The 15,089-nt window shown below is 39.1% G+C and carries 16 protein-coding genes; 8 read left to right on the forward strand and 8 right to left on the reverse strand.

Annotated elements, in window-relative coordinates; all coding sequences use genetic code 11:
• Positions 1-14 precede the first annotated feature (14 nt).
• Positions 15-866 carry a metallophosphoesterase gene (locus tag ELQ35_RS11380; RefSeq protein WP_185861741.1) on the reverse strand — a complete coding sequence of 284 codons (852 nt, stop codon included), beginning with the start codon at positions 864-866 and terminating at the stop codon, positions 15-17.
• Between the two features lie 164 nt (positions 867-1,030).
• Between ELQ35_RS11380 and ELQ35_RS11385 the strand changes: the two genes are divergently transcribed.
• Positions 1,031-2,176 carry an MGDG synthase family glycosyltransferase gene (locus ELQ35_RS11385; RefSeq protein ID WP_126864946.1) on the forward strand — a complete coding sequence of 382 codons (1,146 nt, stop codon included), beginning with the start codon at positions 1,031-1,033 and terminating at the stop codon, positions 2,174-2,176.
• A 270-nt stretch (positions 2,177-2,446) separates the two neighbouring features.
• Positions 2,447-2,806: a hypothetical protein gene (locus ELQ35_RS11390; protein WP_126864947.1), complete on the forward strand. Its 360-nt coding sequence runs from the start codon at positions 2,447-2,449 to the stop codon at positions 2,804-2,806.
• A gap of 115 nt (positions 2,807-2,921) precedes the next feature.
• Here the strand turns inward: ELQ35_RS11390 and ELQ35_RS11395 are convergent, their stop codons facing one another.
• From ELQ35_RS11395 to ELQ35_RS11415, 5 genes are all read right to left on the reverse strand, one after another.
• Positions 2,922-3,887, reverse strand: a complete 966-nt coding sequence (locus ELQ35_RS11395; protein ID WP_126864948.1) for a quinone oxidoreductase family protein — start codon at positions 3,885-3,887, stop codon at positions 2,922-2,924.
• Positions 3,888-3,906: 19 nt separating this feature from the next.
• Positions 3,907-4,515, reverse strand: a complete 609-nt coding sequence (locus ELQ35_RS11400) for a DedA family protein (RefSeq protein WP_126864949.1) — start codon at positions 4,513-4,515, stop codon at positions 3,907-3,909.
• Between the two features lie 173 nt (positions 4,516-4,688).
• Positions 4,689-4,943: an alpha/beta-type small acid-soluble spore protein gene (locus tag ELQ35_RS11405; RefSeq protein WP_126864950.1), complete on the reverse strand. Its 255-nt coding sequence runs from the start codon at positions 4,941-4,943 to the stop codon at positions 4,689-4,691.
• 138 nt (positions 4,944-5,081) lie between these two features.
• A complete protein-coding gene (gene yhfH / locus ELQ35_RS11410) occupies positions 5,082-5,219 on the reverse strand; it encodes a protein YhfH (protein ID WP_126864951.1) in 138 nt (45 codons plus the stop codon).
• A gap of 124 nt (positions 5,220-5,343) precedes the next feature.
• Complete coding sequence (locus tag ELQ35_RS11415; RefSeq protein ID WP_126864952.1) at positions 5,344-6,024, reverse strand: DUF421 domain-containing protein; 681 nt, start codon at positions 6,022-6,024, stop codon at positions 5,344-5,346.
• Positions 6,025-6,210: 186 nt separating this feature from the next.
• Here ELQ35_RS11415 and ELQ35_RS11420 point away from each other — a divergent pair, with 186 nt between their 5' ends.
• Together ELQ35_RS11420 and trhO are read left to right on the forward strand one after the other, a co-directional pair.
• On the forward strand, positions 6,211-7,095 hold the full coding sequence (locus ELQ35_RS11420) for a diacylglycerol/lipid kinase family protein (protein WP_126864953.1): 885 nt from the start codon (positions 6,211-6,213) through the stop codon (positions 7,093-7,095).
• 150 nt (positions 7,096-7,245) lie between these two features.
• Positions 7,246-8,208: an oxygen-dependent tRNA uridine(34) hydroxylase TrhO gene (gene trhO, locus ELQ35_RS11425; RefSeq protein ID WP_126864954.1), complete on the forward strand. Its 963-nt coding sequence runs from the start codon at positions 7,246-7,248 to the stop codon at positions 8,206-8,208.
• A gap of 447 nt (positions 8,209-8,655) precedes the next feature.
• Here the strand turns inward: trhO and ELQ35_RS11430 are convergent, their stop codons facing one another.
• Complete coding sequence (locus tag ELQ35_RS11430; protein WP_126864955.1) at positions 8,656-9,975, reverse strand: DUF2254 domain-containing protein; 1,320 nt, start codon at positions 9,973-9,975, stop codon at positions 8,656-8,658.
• Positions 9,976-10,347: 372 nt separating this feature from the next.
• Here ELQ35_RS11430 and ELQ35_RS11435 point away from each other — a divergent pair, with 372 nt between their 5' ends.
• Positions 10,348-11,961: an MDR family MFS transporter gene (locus ELQ35_RS11435; protein ID WP_126864956.1), complete on the forward strand. Its 1,614-nt coding sequence runs from the start codon at positions 10,348-10,350 to the stop codon at positions 11,959-11,961.
• Positions 11,962-12,221: 260 nt separating this feature from the next.
• Here ELQ35_RS11435 and ELQ35_RS11440 read toward each other — a convergent pair whose 3' ends face one another.
• Positions 12,222-12,737 (reverse strand): hypothetical protein, encoded by a 516-nt coding sequence (locus ELQ35_RS11440; protein WP_185861738.1) that lies wholly within the window; start codon positions 12,735-12,737, stop codon positions 12,222-12,224.
• Positions 12,738-12,919: 182 nt separating this feature from the next.
• Here ELQ35_RS11440 and ELQ35_RS11445 point away from each other — a divergent pair, with 182 nt between their 5' ends.
• The 3 genes from ELQ35_RS11445 to ELQ35_RS11450 all read left to right on the forward strand — a co-directional run bounded on the left by ELQ35_RS11445 (position 12,920) and on the right by ELQ35_RS11450 (position 14,951).
• Positions 12,920-13,684, forward strand: coding sequence for a GNAT family N-acetyltransferase (locus ELQ35_RS11445; RefSeq protein ID WP_126864957.1), 765 nt, complete (start codon positions 12,920-12,922; stop codon positions 13,682-13,684).
• Between the two features lie 309 nt (positions 13,685-13,993).
• Positions 13,994-14,146: a hypothetical protein gene (locus ELQ35_RS22605; protein ID WP_185861739.1), complete on the forward strand. Its 153-nt coding sequence runs from the start codon at positions 13,994-13,996 to the stop codon at positions 14,144-14,146.
• Between the two features lie 13 nt (positions 14,147-14,159).
• Positions 14,160-14,951, forward strand: coding sequence for a PhzF family phenazine biosynthesis protein (locus tag ELQ35_RS11450; protein WP_185861740.1), 792 nt, complete (start codon positions 14,160-14,162; stop codon positions 14,949-14,951).
• Positions 14,952-15,089: the final 138 nt, after the last annotated feature.

Genomic DNA, 15,089 nt, shown 5'->3' on the forward strand with positions numbered 1-15,089 from the left:
AATCGTTAACAGTCTTAGATTGCAGGTAAAGATGATTCATGATTGGCAGCAGGTGGCAATGATAACTGGTGCAAAGTAATTTCAGGACGGCTTCCAATCCGAATATTAACTCCTGTCTGGCCCAATCCCTCATTTATATAAAAAGGTTTTCCGTCTTGGATATGCATTCCTTTAATCATGTTCATTTTTATAAGTTTTCCCATCTTGACAAGATGGTACGCTTTAGGATAGCAAATCTGGCCGCCATGGAAATGCCCTGCCATCAAATAATCAAATTGATAATTTGTCATATCAAGGACGACATTAGGATCATGGGTTATCACTAGATTGGTCCCATTTTCAATATTTGAATATGAAGCCCCCAAATCACTTCTTCCTGTACTGTAGTCATCAATACCGATGATATTTACTGTTTTTCCATCAACTGATATTACTTTGTTCTTATTTTGTAAAACAACACATCCGTATTTTTCCAGTTCATCCTTTAACTGATATAGGTCATCGTTACGTAAAACATAATCATGGTTCCCGAACACAGCATAAATGCCATATTTTATATTTAGTTTATTTAGAACCTTCAAATAGGGAATTAGCTTAGGAATTGTTCGTTTTCTGTCGAGGAAATCACCTGTAAGAGCGATTAAATCAATCTCTTCATTTTTTAATTTGTCATGAAGTTCATCAGGCGTAATGGAGATATTTTCAAGATGCATATCGGAAAGTTGCAATATATTTAAAACGGATGTATTTCCGTGGTGAGATTGGTTTATTGAAATTCGATTGATTACGATATCCTTTGTATTCTTGTATGCTCTATTTATAAGATAAAAAAGGACAATAAGTAAAGCTGTAAAAAGTAAGAACATCAATTTTTATCACTCCTCCCAATACAATTATACATGAAAAACCTCCTTATTCTTACGGTAATTGATGGGACTAATGTCATGGGCCCTTTTACCATCATCTATTATGAATAGATAAAAGAAGAACAAAGAAAATAAAAGAAACTATACCGATATGGAGAAATGCCATGAAACAGCGTTCTGCTAATAAGACGATTTTGTTTTTACCATTCTTACAAATCCCATCAGGCCATCATCAGGTTGCAAGAGCATTATTGGAAGGAATACAAAAAAGCCAACCAAATATCATCTGTGAAAGTGTGGATATTCTGTCCTATAGCTATGGAAAAGCAGAATCCATTGTATCAAACGTTTATCTTAAATGGATCCATTCGTTTCCGGGTTTATACAGTTTAATTTACAGTAATACAGTTTATAAAAATGTAAATAAGCAAAAACACTATAGAATTTTCGAATTACTTTTCTTACCATTCATCAAAAAATTATTGAAGCAAAAAACCCCCACTTTGATTGTATGCACACATGCCCTACCATCCTATATGCTTAATTGTTTGAAAGAAAAAAAGGAGTTAACAATACCGGTTATTAATGTGTATACTGATTATTTTATTCATCAGCTTTGGGGAATTGAGCATATTGACTATCATTTTGTTTCATCTCAAGAAATGAAAGATTTTTTGCAGCTGAAAGGGGTAAAAGAAGAACAGATTTTTGTTACAGGAGTCCCGATTCATAATAAAATTAACAAACAAAAAGAACCCTTAATGGAACGGGAAGCTTCTTCTACATTGAAGATCTTAATAGCAGGAGGAAATCTTGGTGCAGGTTTAATAGAAAAGTTAGTAAAAAAAATAAATTATAATAGTGAATTTCATTATTATGTATTATGCGGCACAAATAAGAAGTTATATGACAGGATACTTAAACTGGGGAATAACAATATAACACCTTTACATTATATTACGTGCAAAGAACAAATGAATGAGCTTTATGATCACGTAGATGCAATTGTCACTAAACCGGGCGGGGTTACAATAAGTGAGTGTCTTTTCAAAAGAAAACCTATTTTTCTATATCATGCACTACCGGGACAAGAAGAAATCAATATGCAAACGCTTGAAAGACTAGGGGTTATTAGTCATTTGAAAGGTTGGGAAGAGGACGACAAATCGTTAGAGGATGAAATATATTCATTTTTTAATGACAACCAACAACTTCGTACTAATCAGAATCGAATTGCAGAATACCATCAGCTTGTTAACACAAAAGAGCCTGCAGAAATCATTGAGGAATTATTGGCTGCCCGTAGTTAGTAATATTAATGATTGATTTCATTAAGCTGACCCCTAATCACTTTTTATAGGCCTCCATGAATATCGTGTCTGATTCTATTGAATATATTCCTGAATTTTTCCTCCCTAGCTCATCTGAGCCCTCTTCTAGTCCTAAGAGTCAGTTTAGATTTCTTACATAATTTTGGTGTAAAAAATAACCTATAAATTTTGAAATAAAAGTTATCTAGGTAATGTAACCATTATGAATGAATTGCATAATATGGGTGTGGAAGACGAGGAGGGATCATGATGAATAATCCATATATTGGACCTGAAGGATTTCAGGCACCTTACAGGGATCAAGAAAATCAGGATTTTAGAGATGTGAAAATTAAAATCAGACAGCACATCAATTATCATGTTATCGGACATATGAGTGATGGCTCTAAGGTGGATGGAATTATTGAGGATATGGACGATGACGGGGTGACCATGCTAGTTGGTGAAGATATGTATGCTGACACCGACGAAGGCATGAGGCAATTTGGCGGATATGGTGGTGGGTATGGCGGAGGATACAGAAGAAGATACCGTCGTTATCGCCGGCGCCGGTATCCGTATAATTACTTTGTGTTTCCATTTTTTGTGCCGTACCCTTATTATTATTGATAATGTTCCTAGAAAAGACTTTTCTTTAAAAAAGCAAAATCACAGGGTCTATTCCTTAATTCAGCTATCCTTCCTTCATAGGATAGTAATGAACATTTGACCCTGTGCTTTCTATTTAAGGAAGCAACAATATCTTCCCGGTGCTTTTTCGGCTTTCAAGCAAGCGGTGTGCGTCGGCGCCGTCTTTTAAAGAAAAAGTGAAAGGATCGGCGATGTTTAACTTTCCTTCCGTAATCCAGTCAAACAATTGCTTGGATCGGACTGTTCTTTCGTAATGGGAGGTCAAAACATTCCAAAGGTCTCCGCCGGTTAGTGTTTTAGAAGTATCCATGAGCATCCGCGGGTCCACCGGAGCGGGATCCCCTCCAGCCATACCGAAAAATACTACCGTACCGCCAATTCTCGTCGCCTCAAAACTTTCTGCTAACGTAGACCCGACTGACTCGTACACGATGTCCACACCCTGACCCTTTGTCACTTCCCGTACTTTTTCACACCAAGGTTCTTTATACAGAAATACATAGTCTGCCCCAGCTGAATAGGCAGCGTCAGCCTTTTCATTGGAGGAGGTTAAACCAATTACCTGTCCGCCAAGCAGTTTTGCCATTTGAACTAGGAGTTGTCCAACCCCTCCAGCTGCTGCGTGGACCAGAACAGAGTCAGCTGCTTTTATTTGATAGCTGTCCTGGGTTAAATAATGTGCGGTTAATCCTTGCAGTAAGACAGATGCGGCAGTTTCAAAAGAAATATTATCCGGCAATGGAATCGCTTTTTCGGCAGGAACGGCGACCAGCTCAGCGTTGGCGAATGGGGCATCCGTGAACACAATGCGGTCTCCCGCTCTAACGCCAGTCACATCATCACCTACTTGTTCAACAATTCCGGCACCTTCATAGCCCAATATGTAAGGTGGTTCTCCTGCAAGGTGGTAATTTCCTTTCCTTCTGTATACGTCGGCAAAATTAAGCCCGATTGCCTTCATTCTTATCAATATTTCGTCATTTTTAATAGTGGGGTCAGGCAATTCTGTGTACTCCAGAACTTCAGGACCGCCAAAAGTGTTAAAGATCAGTGCTTTCATGTTTGACCTCTTTCCTTCTTCAAGCTCTTCTTTTCTTGCGGATAAATAAAATAACGAAAATGACAATGCCCATTCCAATTACAGCGTAGGCGATATTCGAATAAATGCCGATAAAGTGGGTGATATCTTCCCAGGATTCTCCTAATGCAGCCCCCACTGTAATGAGGATAATATTCCAGATAAGGGTTCCGATTGTTGTAAAAAGGAGAAAAAGCCAGAATTTCATATTAGACATGCCGGCAGGAATCGAAATTAGGCTCCTAACCAATGGAATCATCCGGCAGAAAAGGACCGTCCAATACCCATATTTATCAAACCAAGCATCTGCTCTATGAATGTCTGCTTTAGTGACACGAAGGATATGTCCCCAACGCTCGACAATTTTCTCCAGTTTCTCTACATCAAGAAGAAGGCCAATTCCATACAGGACAACTGCTCCGAGTACTGAACCCACGGTTGCGGCGGCGACGACACCCGGTATCGTCAAGTCTGTATAAGTAGTCATGAATCCCCCGAAGGGAAGAATGACTTCAGATGGAATCGGGGGGAACACATTTTCCAACGCAATCATTAAAAAAACACCTAAATAACCAAACTGCTCCATAAAATTTGTAATCCAGCTTTGCATGTTAAACCTCCGAAAATTAAGCTAACTCAAGCATAGTTGTATCAAATCTGGACGTCAACCAAATATGATTGTTAGTGTTAATTTACGTTTCCTGTAGAACTGCCCATAGGAAAAGACCTGAAGGAATCATAATATGATTCCTTCAGGTGTTTTTCCGTTGTTGCTTTTACAATTTAATGTTTTTTGTTCAAACTTTCCTCAGCCATTTTGACAAGTTCGCGTACCATACTGCCGCCTAACCTGCCGCCGATTTTACCGGTTTGGCGGGCTGTAAGCTGGCCGTTATACCCTTTTTCCAGTGGAACACCTGCTTCTTCTGCAGCTTCAAATTTAGCGTTATCGGAATTCTGTGTGTTGGCCACTTTAGCCTTTAAATTATCCAATCCCTCTCTCGCTTCAGGGACAAGAATTCTATTTCTTCTCGCCATGTTTATCCCCCCTTTAGAGTAGCGTTCCCTGAAAACGGGAACGAAATTATCAAGGCTGGGTTGAATACTAGTTCAACTTTCATTTAACACTATAAAAACAAAAAGCTGGCCCAGTTTTTCACTGGCCAGCTTCAAGTGTTATTCATCTCTTTTCGATAAGCAGCGGTCACATTCCATTAAATAAGATTCTGCCTGTTCAACGATGTTTTCCCCACATTCTGTACATTTCTTCGGCGGTAGGCTCCTAAAGAACTCAACTGGACTAATCATTTGCATTTCTTATTCCTCCTCTTATAATACAGAATTATTTTCTATTTGTTGTTATAATACAGTATATACCCAAGATCAGAAATTGTATAGATAAATGTCAGAAAAATTTTAAAATTTTAGTTTATCGCAATTATGTTGGATAGATTTGTACAAAAATTCCGTCTCCCTCTAACCATTCAGCTATAAAAACAGCTTTATAATCAGAAACACTTTGGGTTAAAAGTTGCATCTTTAACCAAGATTCATCAAATCCCAGATCTTTAACTTCATCCCATAACACTACCCCATCACGAATGAGAGTAACAGGAACGTAAACAGGTTTTCCCAAAAGTTTGAAATCCTCCAACGTTGTTTTTTGGTACTGTGTCTTCTTTAAAATGCTAATCGAACCGTTCGCCTCCAGATAACAAAAGGCGACTTCCCGAATCGAAAAGGTTTCACTTTGACGAAGCAGGCTTTGTAGCTGATTGAGATTCATCCGGTTTTTTTTCAGTTCTTCGCGGTCAACAACTCCGTTTTTAATGAGAGCAGCCGGTTTCCCTTCAAAAATACCCCGAAATAATAAAGATTTTTGTCCAAGATATTCAACAAGAAGCAGTAAAAGCCCCCATAAGCACATAGAATAGATAATGTATGCTACCCCGATATTGTGGTCGTATAAGGCGTTTCCAAGTAGTTCCCCCAATACGATGCCAGCAATAAAAGTAAACGGCGTTATTTGGTTGATGATTTTTCTACCAACAATTTTAACAAGAATAAAAAGCAAGAAAAATCCAACGATAAGTTCAAGTGTTAAATTTGTGACCTTCATAATTCTTAATGCTCCAATCTCCATCTTGTTCTTTTCGTATTATACGTAAAGCATCGTTTCCTTACCCTTAAAAAATGAAGCAATGATATGGATGAATGTTTATTTGTTGGAACATCAGTTTAACAGAATAGGTAAAGAGGTAATTTCTATAGTAGGATATTCTATAATGATATGGAGGACTTTACCATGACAAAAGCCATGATTATCCTAAACCCATCTTCCGGAAAGGAAAAGGGTTTAGAGATTTTGCCAGTATTGAAAAAAGTTGTATCAGGCCTCTATGATGAAACAGTGATTCGGGAAACAGCTAAAGAAGGAGATGCGGCCGAATTTGCCCGCGAATCCTGTGCACAGCAATTTGATGCTGTTTTTTCGATGGGCGGAGACGGGACAATCAGTGAGACAATCAACGGTCTTGCCGAACAAAGCCATCGTCCTGATCTCGGGATTATTCCGCTTGGAACGGTTAATGACTTTGCAAGGGCTCTAAAAATACCCTTAGAGCCTGAAAATGCGCTTGAACTGCTATCCGAAAAGCATACAGTGCCGGTGGACATCGGAAAAATCAATGACTGTTACTTTATGAATGTGCTGGCAGTGGGAGCGATTGCCGAAGCCTCTTATGCGGTTTCAGCCGAACAAAAGACAATGCTCGGCTCCTTTGCTTATTTTATCGAGGGCATTAAAGCTTTCATAAATAAGACACCTTTTAATCTTACGGTGGAACATGACGGAGGTAAATGGATCGGCCAGGCCTACATGATGGTGTCGGCATTGACCAATTCCGTGGGCGGCTTTGAATCCCTCGCACCTCAAGCAGAGGTGAATGATGGCAAAATCCACACGTTTATTATCAAAGACATTTCTTTCCCGCAGATCATGAAGATCATTCCGAGGCTGCTAAAGGGAGAGCTCGAACGGCATGATAAAGTGGAATATATCTGTTCTTCCTCGATCGGGGTGTCTGCTTCTGAGGAACTCGTAGTCAATATTGACGGGGATGAAGGAGAACCGCTGCCGTTTCAAGTGAAGGTGTTGCCTCAACATCTTAATGTTTTTGTGCCAGTGTGAAATAGGTCTGCCCTATCAAAGCTTTTGACTATGTGTACAATCCATCGTAAAATCTGTTATAATATTTGCTTGTAAGAGAAAAGTGTAAGGCTAAGACCATCTAAACATACTTTATATCTTGCAAATATAAATCGATGGGTGGAAAATGAAATGACAGGAAATAAACCATACAGAGTATTGCTGTATTACAAGTATGTTCCAATTGAAAGTCCTGAGGAATTCGCAGATGAGCATCGTGCTTTTTGCAATGAGTTGGGGTTGAAAGGGCGGATCCTTATCGCTGCGGAAGGGATCAATGGCACAGTTTCCGGCCCGGTGGAACAGACAGATAAATATATCGAAGCCATGAGGAATGACCCGCGTTTTGCGGATATGGTCTTTAAAATAGATGAAGCTGATGAACATGCTTTCAAGAAAATGAAAGTACGTGCCCGAAAAGAGTTGGTTACCCTTCGTCTGGAGGATGATGTTAATCCGCTTGAGGTAACTGGAAAGCATTTAAGCCCTAAGGAATTCTTCGAAAAAATGCAGGACGAGGATACAATCATCCTTGATGCCAGAAACGATTATGAATATGACCTTGGCCACTTCAAAGGGGCAATCAAGCCGGAGATTGAAAACTTCCGCGATCTTCCCGCGTGGGTACGTGATAACAAAGACAAGCTCGAAGGAAAAAAAATCTTAACCTATTGCACAGGCGGCATCCGTTGTGAAAAATTCTCGGGCTGGCTTGTAAAAGAAGGCTTCGAGGATGTTTCCCAGCTTCACGGCGGAATCGTCACTTATGGTAAAGACCTAGAGGTACAGGGCAAGCTATGGGATGGGCAATTATATGTATTTGATGAAAGAATCGCTGTTCCGGTAAATCAGAAAGAACATGTCATTGTCGGGCGCGATTTCTTTAGCGGGGAACCTTGTGAACGATATGTGAACTGCGCCAACCCTGAATGCAACAAAAAAATCCTTTGTTCAGAGGAAAACGAACACAAATATATGCGCACCTGTTCCCACGAGTGCCGCGTCGATCCGCGAAACCGTTATATTTTTGAATACGGCCTGACAGAAGATGAAGTGTCGGAGCGACTTGCGAAAATAGAGAAGGCTGCGGTATAAAACAAGTGAAACACCTCTAGACTCGGTCTAGAGGTGTTTTTTATTGTTAAGGAGATTATAAAATTATTTTATGTGGATAATTTAATCTAGGTTATCTGCATCCAGCTCCAGCGCCTAGCCCCGACGCACAGGACGTGCTAGTGCCGACGTTGCCACAGGACGTGGCGGTTCTTAGTCGGCCTCGAGGTCATAAGCCAATCATCTGATGGGGAGAAAATCGCTCCCCATACAGCTGCTCGTCTTATGCTTGTCGGACTTGCACAGGATGTGCTGACGTCGACGTTCGCCACAGGACGTGGCGGATGTTAGTCGACGTTCCTTTTAGGCGCTTGCGCTTTTGTTCTTGGTAGCTTTCATTTATTGAGTAAATATATAAGTCGTTTTTGGAACTGGATAACACGGTAAATATGCCTGGCTTCTTTAAACAGTACCCAATAGTTGGTGAATCTATTGTAATAGTTGAACCTGATTGTTATGATTACAGGCATTAGCAAGCTTACTTAAATGGCTGTTTAAAAATTTCTTATCCATTCCTAACCATTGCTCGTTCTTGATTCCTTCGACAATATAGTCTGAAAAATCCCAGACAAGATCCTTTATTTCATTCTTATTGGTTTCCGCGATCAGGGTCAGGGCTTTAATGATGGAAGCCATCACTGACACATCAGCTTTTCCATAATGACGGATTTGATAAAAACTCTCGTACAAATAGTCAGTGAAAGTCGGTTTTTTAAGAATGATCCGCACGTTGTTTTGCCTATCACAGTAGTATGGATTAGCGGAGTGGTTCATTCCAATCTTCGCTAAGATCTGGGCCAATTGTTCAATACAGTTTATGGCGGTTTCAGGATCGTTTTTACCTGGTGCTATTGCTCTCAGGGCAATTTCGGCCAATTTCTGAATTCCAAATTCAACATCTTGCACCGATTCTTGATCCGCTGTGATAGAAATAAAATGAAGAAATTGATTTTTATCTAAAGACCCGGGACTATTCCAAACAGTGAAAAGCGCCGTATCTACATCGACGTAATTACCGTGAGCCTTCTCTAATTTAATGATCATATTAGTTTCTGTTGCAAATTCAACCAATTTTAATAGTTCTACATATTGGACATATCCTCGTTTTTTACTTTTAATCTCAATGGATTTCATTTTTTCAAGATGTAAGTCTCTGTGTTCTTCGGAAGCCTCAACCCTCTTATCCTCCACTCTGTTTTTTTTAACAGAGGAAAGTGTCTCTTTAGTAATATTTGATATCAGATTCCCAACCTTTATCCAGTCCATAATATGGTGTATCAAGAACACAAACATGCCTAAACAAATAAAAGCTACCAAAATGGCAAACGACGGCACTATGAACATATTGCTCAACTCATTGTCCCTAACTTGAATGAGCAGAACAAGTGAATAGATATATCCTCCAATAAATGTTCCAAGTACTTGTTGTGTTTTTGAATTTGTATTGAAATTTTGCAAGGCTCTCGGAGAAAATTGCGCTAAAAAAGTAGTTTGAACGACTAAAACAGAGGAAAATGTGATCGTCGTCATCGTTAGCAATGAAGTAGAAATCGCACTTAAAATTGTATGTGCCAATTCCTTATCTGTAAGAAAGACAGAAGGAACGATCTTAATTAAACTTGTATGTTCGGCAAGGTAACGATCAAACATCATACTTAAGATTGCCAAAAGAAAGGAACAAGCTCCATATAAGGCTGGTGTTGTCCAGAAGTTTGATTTGATTTTATTTACTATAATTTTAAATGACATGCTCTTTCCCCCAAGAAATAGAAATGGTATCGCGGTTTGTGTCTTGCTTCTGGGTAATCCATTGCTGTAAAGAATTTGATAAAGACTATCAAAAGTAGAGTCAAATTACAACTAATATAATGCTGCTTAGCGAAGGATGGATAAGTTGACACATTTCCTAAATTATATCTTTTTTTTGCAATTGACAGCTATCTGTTATCAAAGTATAGTAAATCAATGGTATTTAAGGAAGCCAAATATTTATAATGTTATTTACTTAATGAATCGGGAAAATATAGCGCCTTCTTATAGATTGCACAATGTCATTATTCAAGTGAATATAACACGTATTCAGATTTATAGATTTATAGAATGTAAGAGGGGAATGGCTACATGGAACATTTAAGTCATAAGGAAAAAGTAGCGATTATGATTGCCATCATCGCTGCTATGTTTTTTGCGGCAGTTAACCAAACGATTGTGGGGAATGCACTGCCGAAGATCATCTCGGAATTGGGAGGCCTTGATTATTATAGCTGGGTCTTTACCATCTACATGCTTACCAGCGCTATTACAACGATTTTGGTTGGTAAGTTGTCGGATATATACGGACGGAAGCCTTTTTTAATTATCGGGATCATTATTTTCTCGATCGGCGCGTTTCTGTCAGGGCTTTCCACAGATATTTTCCAGCTGATTACTTACCGCGGCATTCAGGGATTGGGCGCCGGGATGATTATGTCGACTGCCTTTACCGCCGTAGGGGATTTGTTTGCACCGAGAGAACGTGGCAAATGGCAGGGAGCGATGAGTGCCGTTTTTGGTATTTCAAGTGTGTTTGGGCCGGCTTTGGGCGGGTATATCGTCGATAACCTCGAATGGAAATGGGTATTCTGGGTATTCCTTCCGGTAGGTATCGTGGCCATGATTTTAATTTGGAAGTTATTCCCTAAAGTAGAGAAACGACCGGGCGAAAAGGTCGATTACTATGGATCCCTTTTCTTGACCCTTACAATTTCGCTGACTTTGTTAGGATTTTCATGGGCCGGAACCAAATATGACTGGGGATCTTTTCAGATAATTGGTTTGTTTGCGGGTGCTATTGCCGCGCTGATTATCACCCTTTTGATTGAAAGAAAGGCAACTAGCCCGATCCTGCCGTTATTCTTGTTTAAAAATGGCGTTTTTACGATTTCTAATATAATTGGTTTTGTCATCGGTGTTTCAATGTTTGGAGGAGCGATGTATGTTCCTTACTTTGTCCAAGGGGTATTAGGATATTCTGCAACACATTCAAGCTTCCTGACAATGTCCATGACATTAGGGCTGGTCATTGCCAGTGTACTTGGAGGACAAATTATTTCCAAGACAGGCAGGTACAAAATCCAGGCGATTATCGGCCTGTGTATCGCAGCCTTTGGCTTGTATCTGCTATCTACTATGAGTGTAGATACATCCCAGTTTAGCTTGATTTTATTTCTTGCCCTTTTAGGGTTTGGAATGGGTACAGGCATGACGGTGTTCACCCTAACCGTTCAGAATGCCGTGGAGCAGAAATTTCTCGGGGTAGCCACCGCTACTTCGCAATTATTTCGTTCTGTCGGAGGCACGGTCGGGGTAGCAATCATGGGAACGCTATTAAACACGCGCATGAAGGATAAACTAGGCACACTATCGCAGGGCAGCGATACGAATAATATGGCCATTTCTCCGGAGTTAGCTGGTAAGATGCAAGCGTTGCAAAATCCCCAGCTTTTGCTGGACCATGAAAAGCTGAATCAGCTTAGAACCTCTCTGCCTGCTGAAGTCCTTCCGTTATTCGAGAAGGTCATTCATAACCTGCAGGATGCACTAAGCTATGCTTTATCCGGAGTGTTCCTGCTTGTAACCTTTATCATGCTCCTGGCTGTTTTTCTTACTTTTTTCCTGAAAGAGATTCCACTCAGAAGTGCGATGCATAAAGCAGAAAAAACTCCATTAACGAGTGAAAAAAATACATCTGTATGATGCCGTCATCGAAAGAGCAGCCCCCGGGCTGCTTTATTTTGGTTGTGACGAAGTTCTACAATTAATAATTGTTGAATAAATCCCAAAGTATTACAATGAAACTATGATTCATTCAAGGAGGTAGTTTTCATTGAATAGGTTACAAACAGAAAATATAACAATATGTTTTTATCAGCCCGAACATGTACACCAATCGGACAGCTTAGAAGATATAAAACAAAAAAAGCACACCAACCTCCAATGGTTGGTGCGTGCTCATTTTAATAAGTGGATGATTTTCGGCCTGATGTGTTCACTTTAACCGATCTAATTTCAGAAGAAGGGCTTGTACCGGAAGCTGTCGTTGTTGGGGAATCCGTTAGCTTAGAGCCTGCATCGGCTACTTTAGAGCCAATTTCCTTTATTTCTTCTGTCGCTTCCTTTGCGGTGCTTAAGGCATCAGATGAAATTCCCTTCACTTCATTCACTTTTCCGAACACATCATCATTTACAATTTGATAGAGGTGTTGTGCCTCATTGATAGCTTCCTTCAACGTGTTGGAAGCATCCTTGAAACGTGTCACCATCTGTTCTTTCATCTCGCCGGGGTTCTCTTTTACTTGGGAAAATACATCCATAGAAGAATCCTTGAAATCCACTGCTGTGTTTTTCACTTTATTTCTCGTTGAAGAATCGAGGAGTGTAAGAGCTCCGCCAATGATTCCTCCTAAAATGATCCCTTTTAACAATTTGCTGTTTTTCTCCGTGTCTACCATCACTTGTGTTTGTGTTTCCATTTTAATTCCTCCTCTTTACTATTGTTTCTTTTTCCTCTTGTTGGTGTTCTTCCCGATTTTCCCGCTGTTTAAACTATAAAGTAGAAAATACTGGTTCTTTTTTGTGGCCGTAGTATCATGAAATTTCTCCGAGATTAGCTACATATTGTTATAATTATTATAAAAAAAGGAGGAAAAGCTTCTTGAATGGTATAAAATCGATTCAAAGCAGATTGGAAAAAAGCTTTAGATTGCTAAATGGATTGCCTGATTATTTAAGCTTTGAAGAGATGGGGTTAGATCCTGAAAGTTTTAATGTTGTAAAACAACATTTACAAACATTCATTAACGCGGGGAAAAAAATGAATGTAAGAAGGATATCTTTTATAATCAATCAGGATTCAAGTTATTATCAGGCACTGAGAGATTTATTGATCCAATCAAATTTCAACCTTTTTTCTTCCAAAGTAGTGATGTGCAGGGGTTTAAGTGATTATGCTGCAGAAGGAACAAAGTACAGATGGCATAGTCTTGAAGACGAAGCAGTGTTATCAGAAGCAATGTTTAAGGATCTCTGGAAAAAATGTATGTCTGGCTCCGATAATGCAAAGTCTAGTCTGTCGATGGATGAACACATGGAATCTGTTAAATCAGAACTTCCCACTTCCTGGAGGAAATCATGCTCTGCTGTATTTGAAAATAACAGACCGCTTGGGATAGCAATTCCACATATTGAGCCTGGAACAGATAACGAGGGACGTCTTTTTTACTTTGGGCTGCTGTCCGAAGAGCGAGGAAAAGGAAAAAGTGCGGACATACACAAGGATTTCCTGACATTGTTAAAACGTATGGGGGCGCAATTCTATATAGGGAGTACCGGTCAAGCGAACGAAAAAATGCAGAAAGTATTCCTGAAAAATGGCTGCCGTTTTGCCAAAACGACTGAATCGTATTACTACTATTACTAGTACATTGTCGCCAAATGAATGGAATAGATGTTACTATCTTTATCTTACTTTTAGCACTTCTACTACGCTTGTCTAGAGGGTAGGTAAGGAGTGATAGCTCATTTTTAAATAAAGGGCGCAATTGTAGAATTAATAGATCCCAATTTCTCATTGCTGATACTGGGAGATTGGGATTTTTAATACTGGATATGTTACAACAGTGCGATGCAAATAAATAGATAAGGAAAAGTTATTACTTTTATTAAATAATTTGTAATAGTGCATCAAAAAAGTAAGTATTATTATTTTCCTATAAAGGGAGTGATAATAATGGGTATATTTACCATAAATTCTATTGGAGTAGTTTACAACGAACGTAAAACACCAGAAGATGATTTTTGGGGGAAAGTACTTTCAGAAATAAAGTTAGAAAAAGATTGGGATATGAGTTGTCTAGATGGTATTGAATCTTTTAGTCATTAGGGGTGGGGGACGCATGAATAGCCAATTTTATTTTATTAATGCTTTTACTAAAGAAGAATTTAAAGGAAATCCTGCAGCAATCGTTTTCTTGAGAGAGAAAAGATCAGAAGAGTGGATGAAATCCTTAGCAAACGAACTCAATCAACCCATCACCACTTTTATTACAATAAAAGATGCAAATAGCTATCAGCTTAGATGGTTCACACCCACTAAAGAGATTGATTTATGTGGGCATGGTACATTAGGGGCTGCTCACATTCTGTGGAGTGAGGGTTTTTCCTCATCCAAATCAACAATTAACTTTTATACTCAATCAGGCCTCCTTCGAACTGAGCTATCAAAACAGCAAATAATTCTGAGACTTAATATAAAAGGATCAACCCAAACAGAAGTGACTGAGAAATTAAAACGTGCTATTGATTTCCCTATAAAAGGTGCTGCTTGGGCAGAAGACCGGTACATTTTAGAACTGGAAAATCAGGACGTGGTTCATAAAGTAACGCCTAATTTGGAAGCAATTAAAGAAATAGAGGGTCCGGGTATAATTATTACCAGTCGTGGATCAGATAAATATGACTTTGTATCAAGGTATTTTGCTCCAAAAATAGGAATTAGCGAAGACTACGTAACTGGCTCTGCACACTGCGCATTAGCTTCATATTGGAGTGACCCCTTAAATAAAAAAGAATTTACAGCATATCAAGATTCAAAGCGCGGGGGGGAATTAAAACTAAAGATAAAAGGAGAAAAAGTTGAGTTAATTGGAGAATGTGTAACTTTACTGAAAGGACATCTATATAAGTAGTTGATCCTCTGCAATCGGGCCATATAATTGAGTAAGGGAAGGGATTATTCATTATTAAATCGAAGTTGATTAGAGGATGTAATTTCTTTTAGCAATCAGAACATGTATTTAAACAAGAAATTTGCTTGACGTTGAAAT

This window comes from Peribacillus cavernae, assembly GCF_003989135.1.
GTDB classification, from domain to species: Bacteria; Bacillota; Bacilli; order Bacillales; family DSM-1321; genus Peribacillus; species Peribacillus cavernae.

Coding starts and splice junctions, on each gene's coding strand:
- ELQ35_RS11415 (WP_126864952.1), bottom strand. CDS start 6,024: ATGAAGGTCACAAATTTAACACTTGAACTTATCGTTGGATTTTTCTTG.
- trhO (WP_126864954.1), top strand. CDS start 7,246: ATGACAGGAAATAAACCATACAGAGTATTGCTGTATTACAAGTATGTT.
- ELQ35_RS22605 (WP_185861739.1), top strand. CDS start 13,994: ATGGGTATATTTACCATAAATTCTATTGGAGTAGTTTACAACGAACGT.
- ELQ35_RS11380 (WP_185861741.1), bottom strand. CDS start 866: ATGTTCTTACTTTTTACAGCTTTACTTATTGTCCTTTTTTATCTTATA.
- ELQ35_RS11435 (WP_126864956.1), top strand. CDS start 10,348: ATGGAACATTTAAGTCATAAGGAAAAAGTAGCGATTATGATTGCCATC.
- ELQ35_RS11390 (WP_126864947.1), top strand. CDS start 2,447: ATGAATAATCCATATATTGGACCTGAAGGATTTCAGGCACCTTACAGG.
- ELQ35_RS11405 (WP_126864950.1), bottom strand. CDS start 4,943: ATGGCGAGAAGAAATAGAATTCTTGTCCCTGAAGCGAGAGAGGGATTG.
- yhfH (WP_126864951.1), bottom strand. CDS start 5,219: ATGCAAATGATTAGTCCAGTTGAGTTCTTTAGGAGCCTACCGCCGAAG.
- ELQ35_RS11420 (WP_126864953.1), top strand. CDS start 6,211: ATGACAAAAGCCATGATTATCCTAAACCCATCTTCCGGAAAGGAAAAG.
- ELQ35_RS11385 (WP_126864946.1), top strand. CDS start 1,031: ATGAAACAGCGTTCTGCTAATAAGACGATTTTGTTTTTACCATTCTTA.
- ELQ35_RS11450 (WP_185861740.1), top strand. CDS start 14,160: ATGAATAGCCAATTTTATTTTATTAATGCTTTTACTAAAGAAGAATTT.
- ELQ35_RS11440 (WP_185861738.1), bottom strand. CDS start 12,737: ATGGAAACACAAACACAAGTGATGGTAGACACGGAGAAAAACAGCAAA.
- ELQ35_RS11430 (WP_126864955.1), bottom strand. CDS start 9,975: ATGTCATTTAAAATTATAGTAAATAAAATCAAATCAAACTTCTGGACA.
- ELQ35_RS11400 (WP_126864949.1), bottom strand. CDS start 4,515: ATGCAAAGCTGGATTACAAATTTTATGGAGCAGTTTGGTTATTTAGGT.
- ELQ35_RS11395 (WP_126864948.1), bottom strand. CDS start 3,887: ATGAAAGCACTGATCTTTAACACTTTTGGCGGTCCTGAAGTTCTGGAG.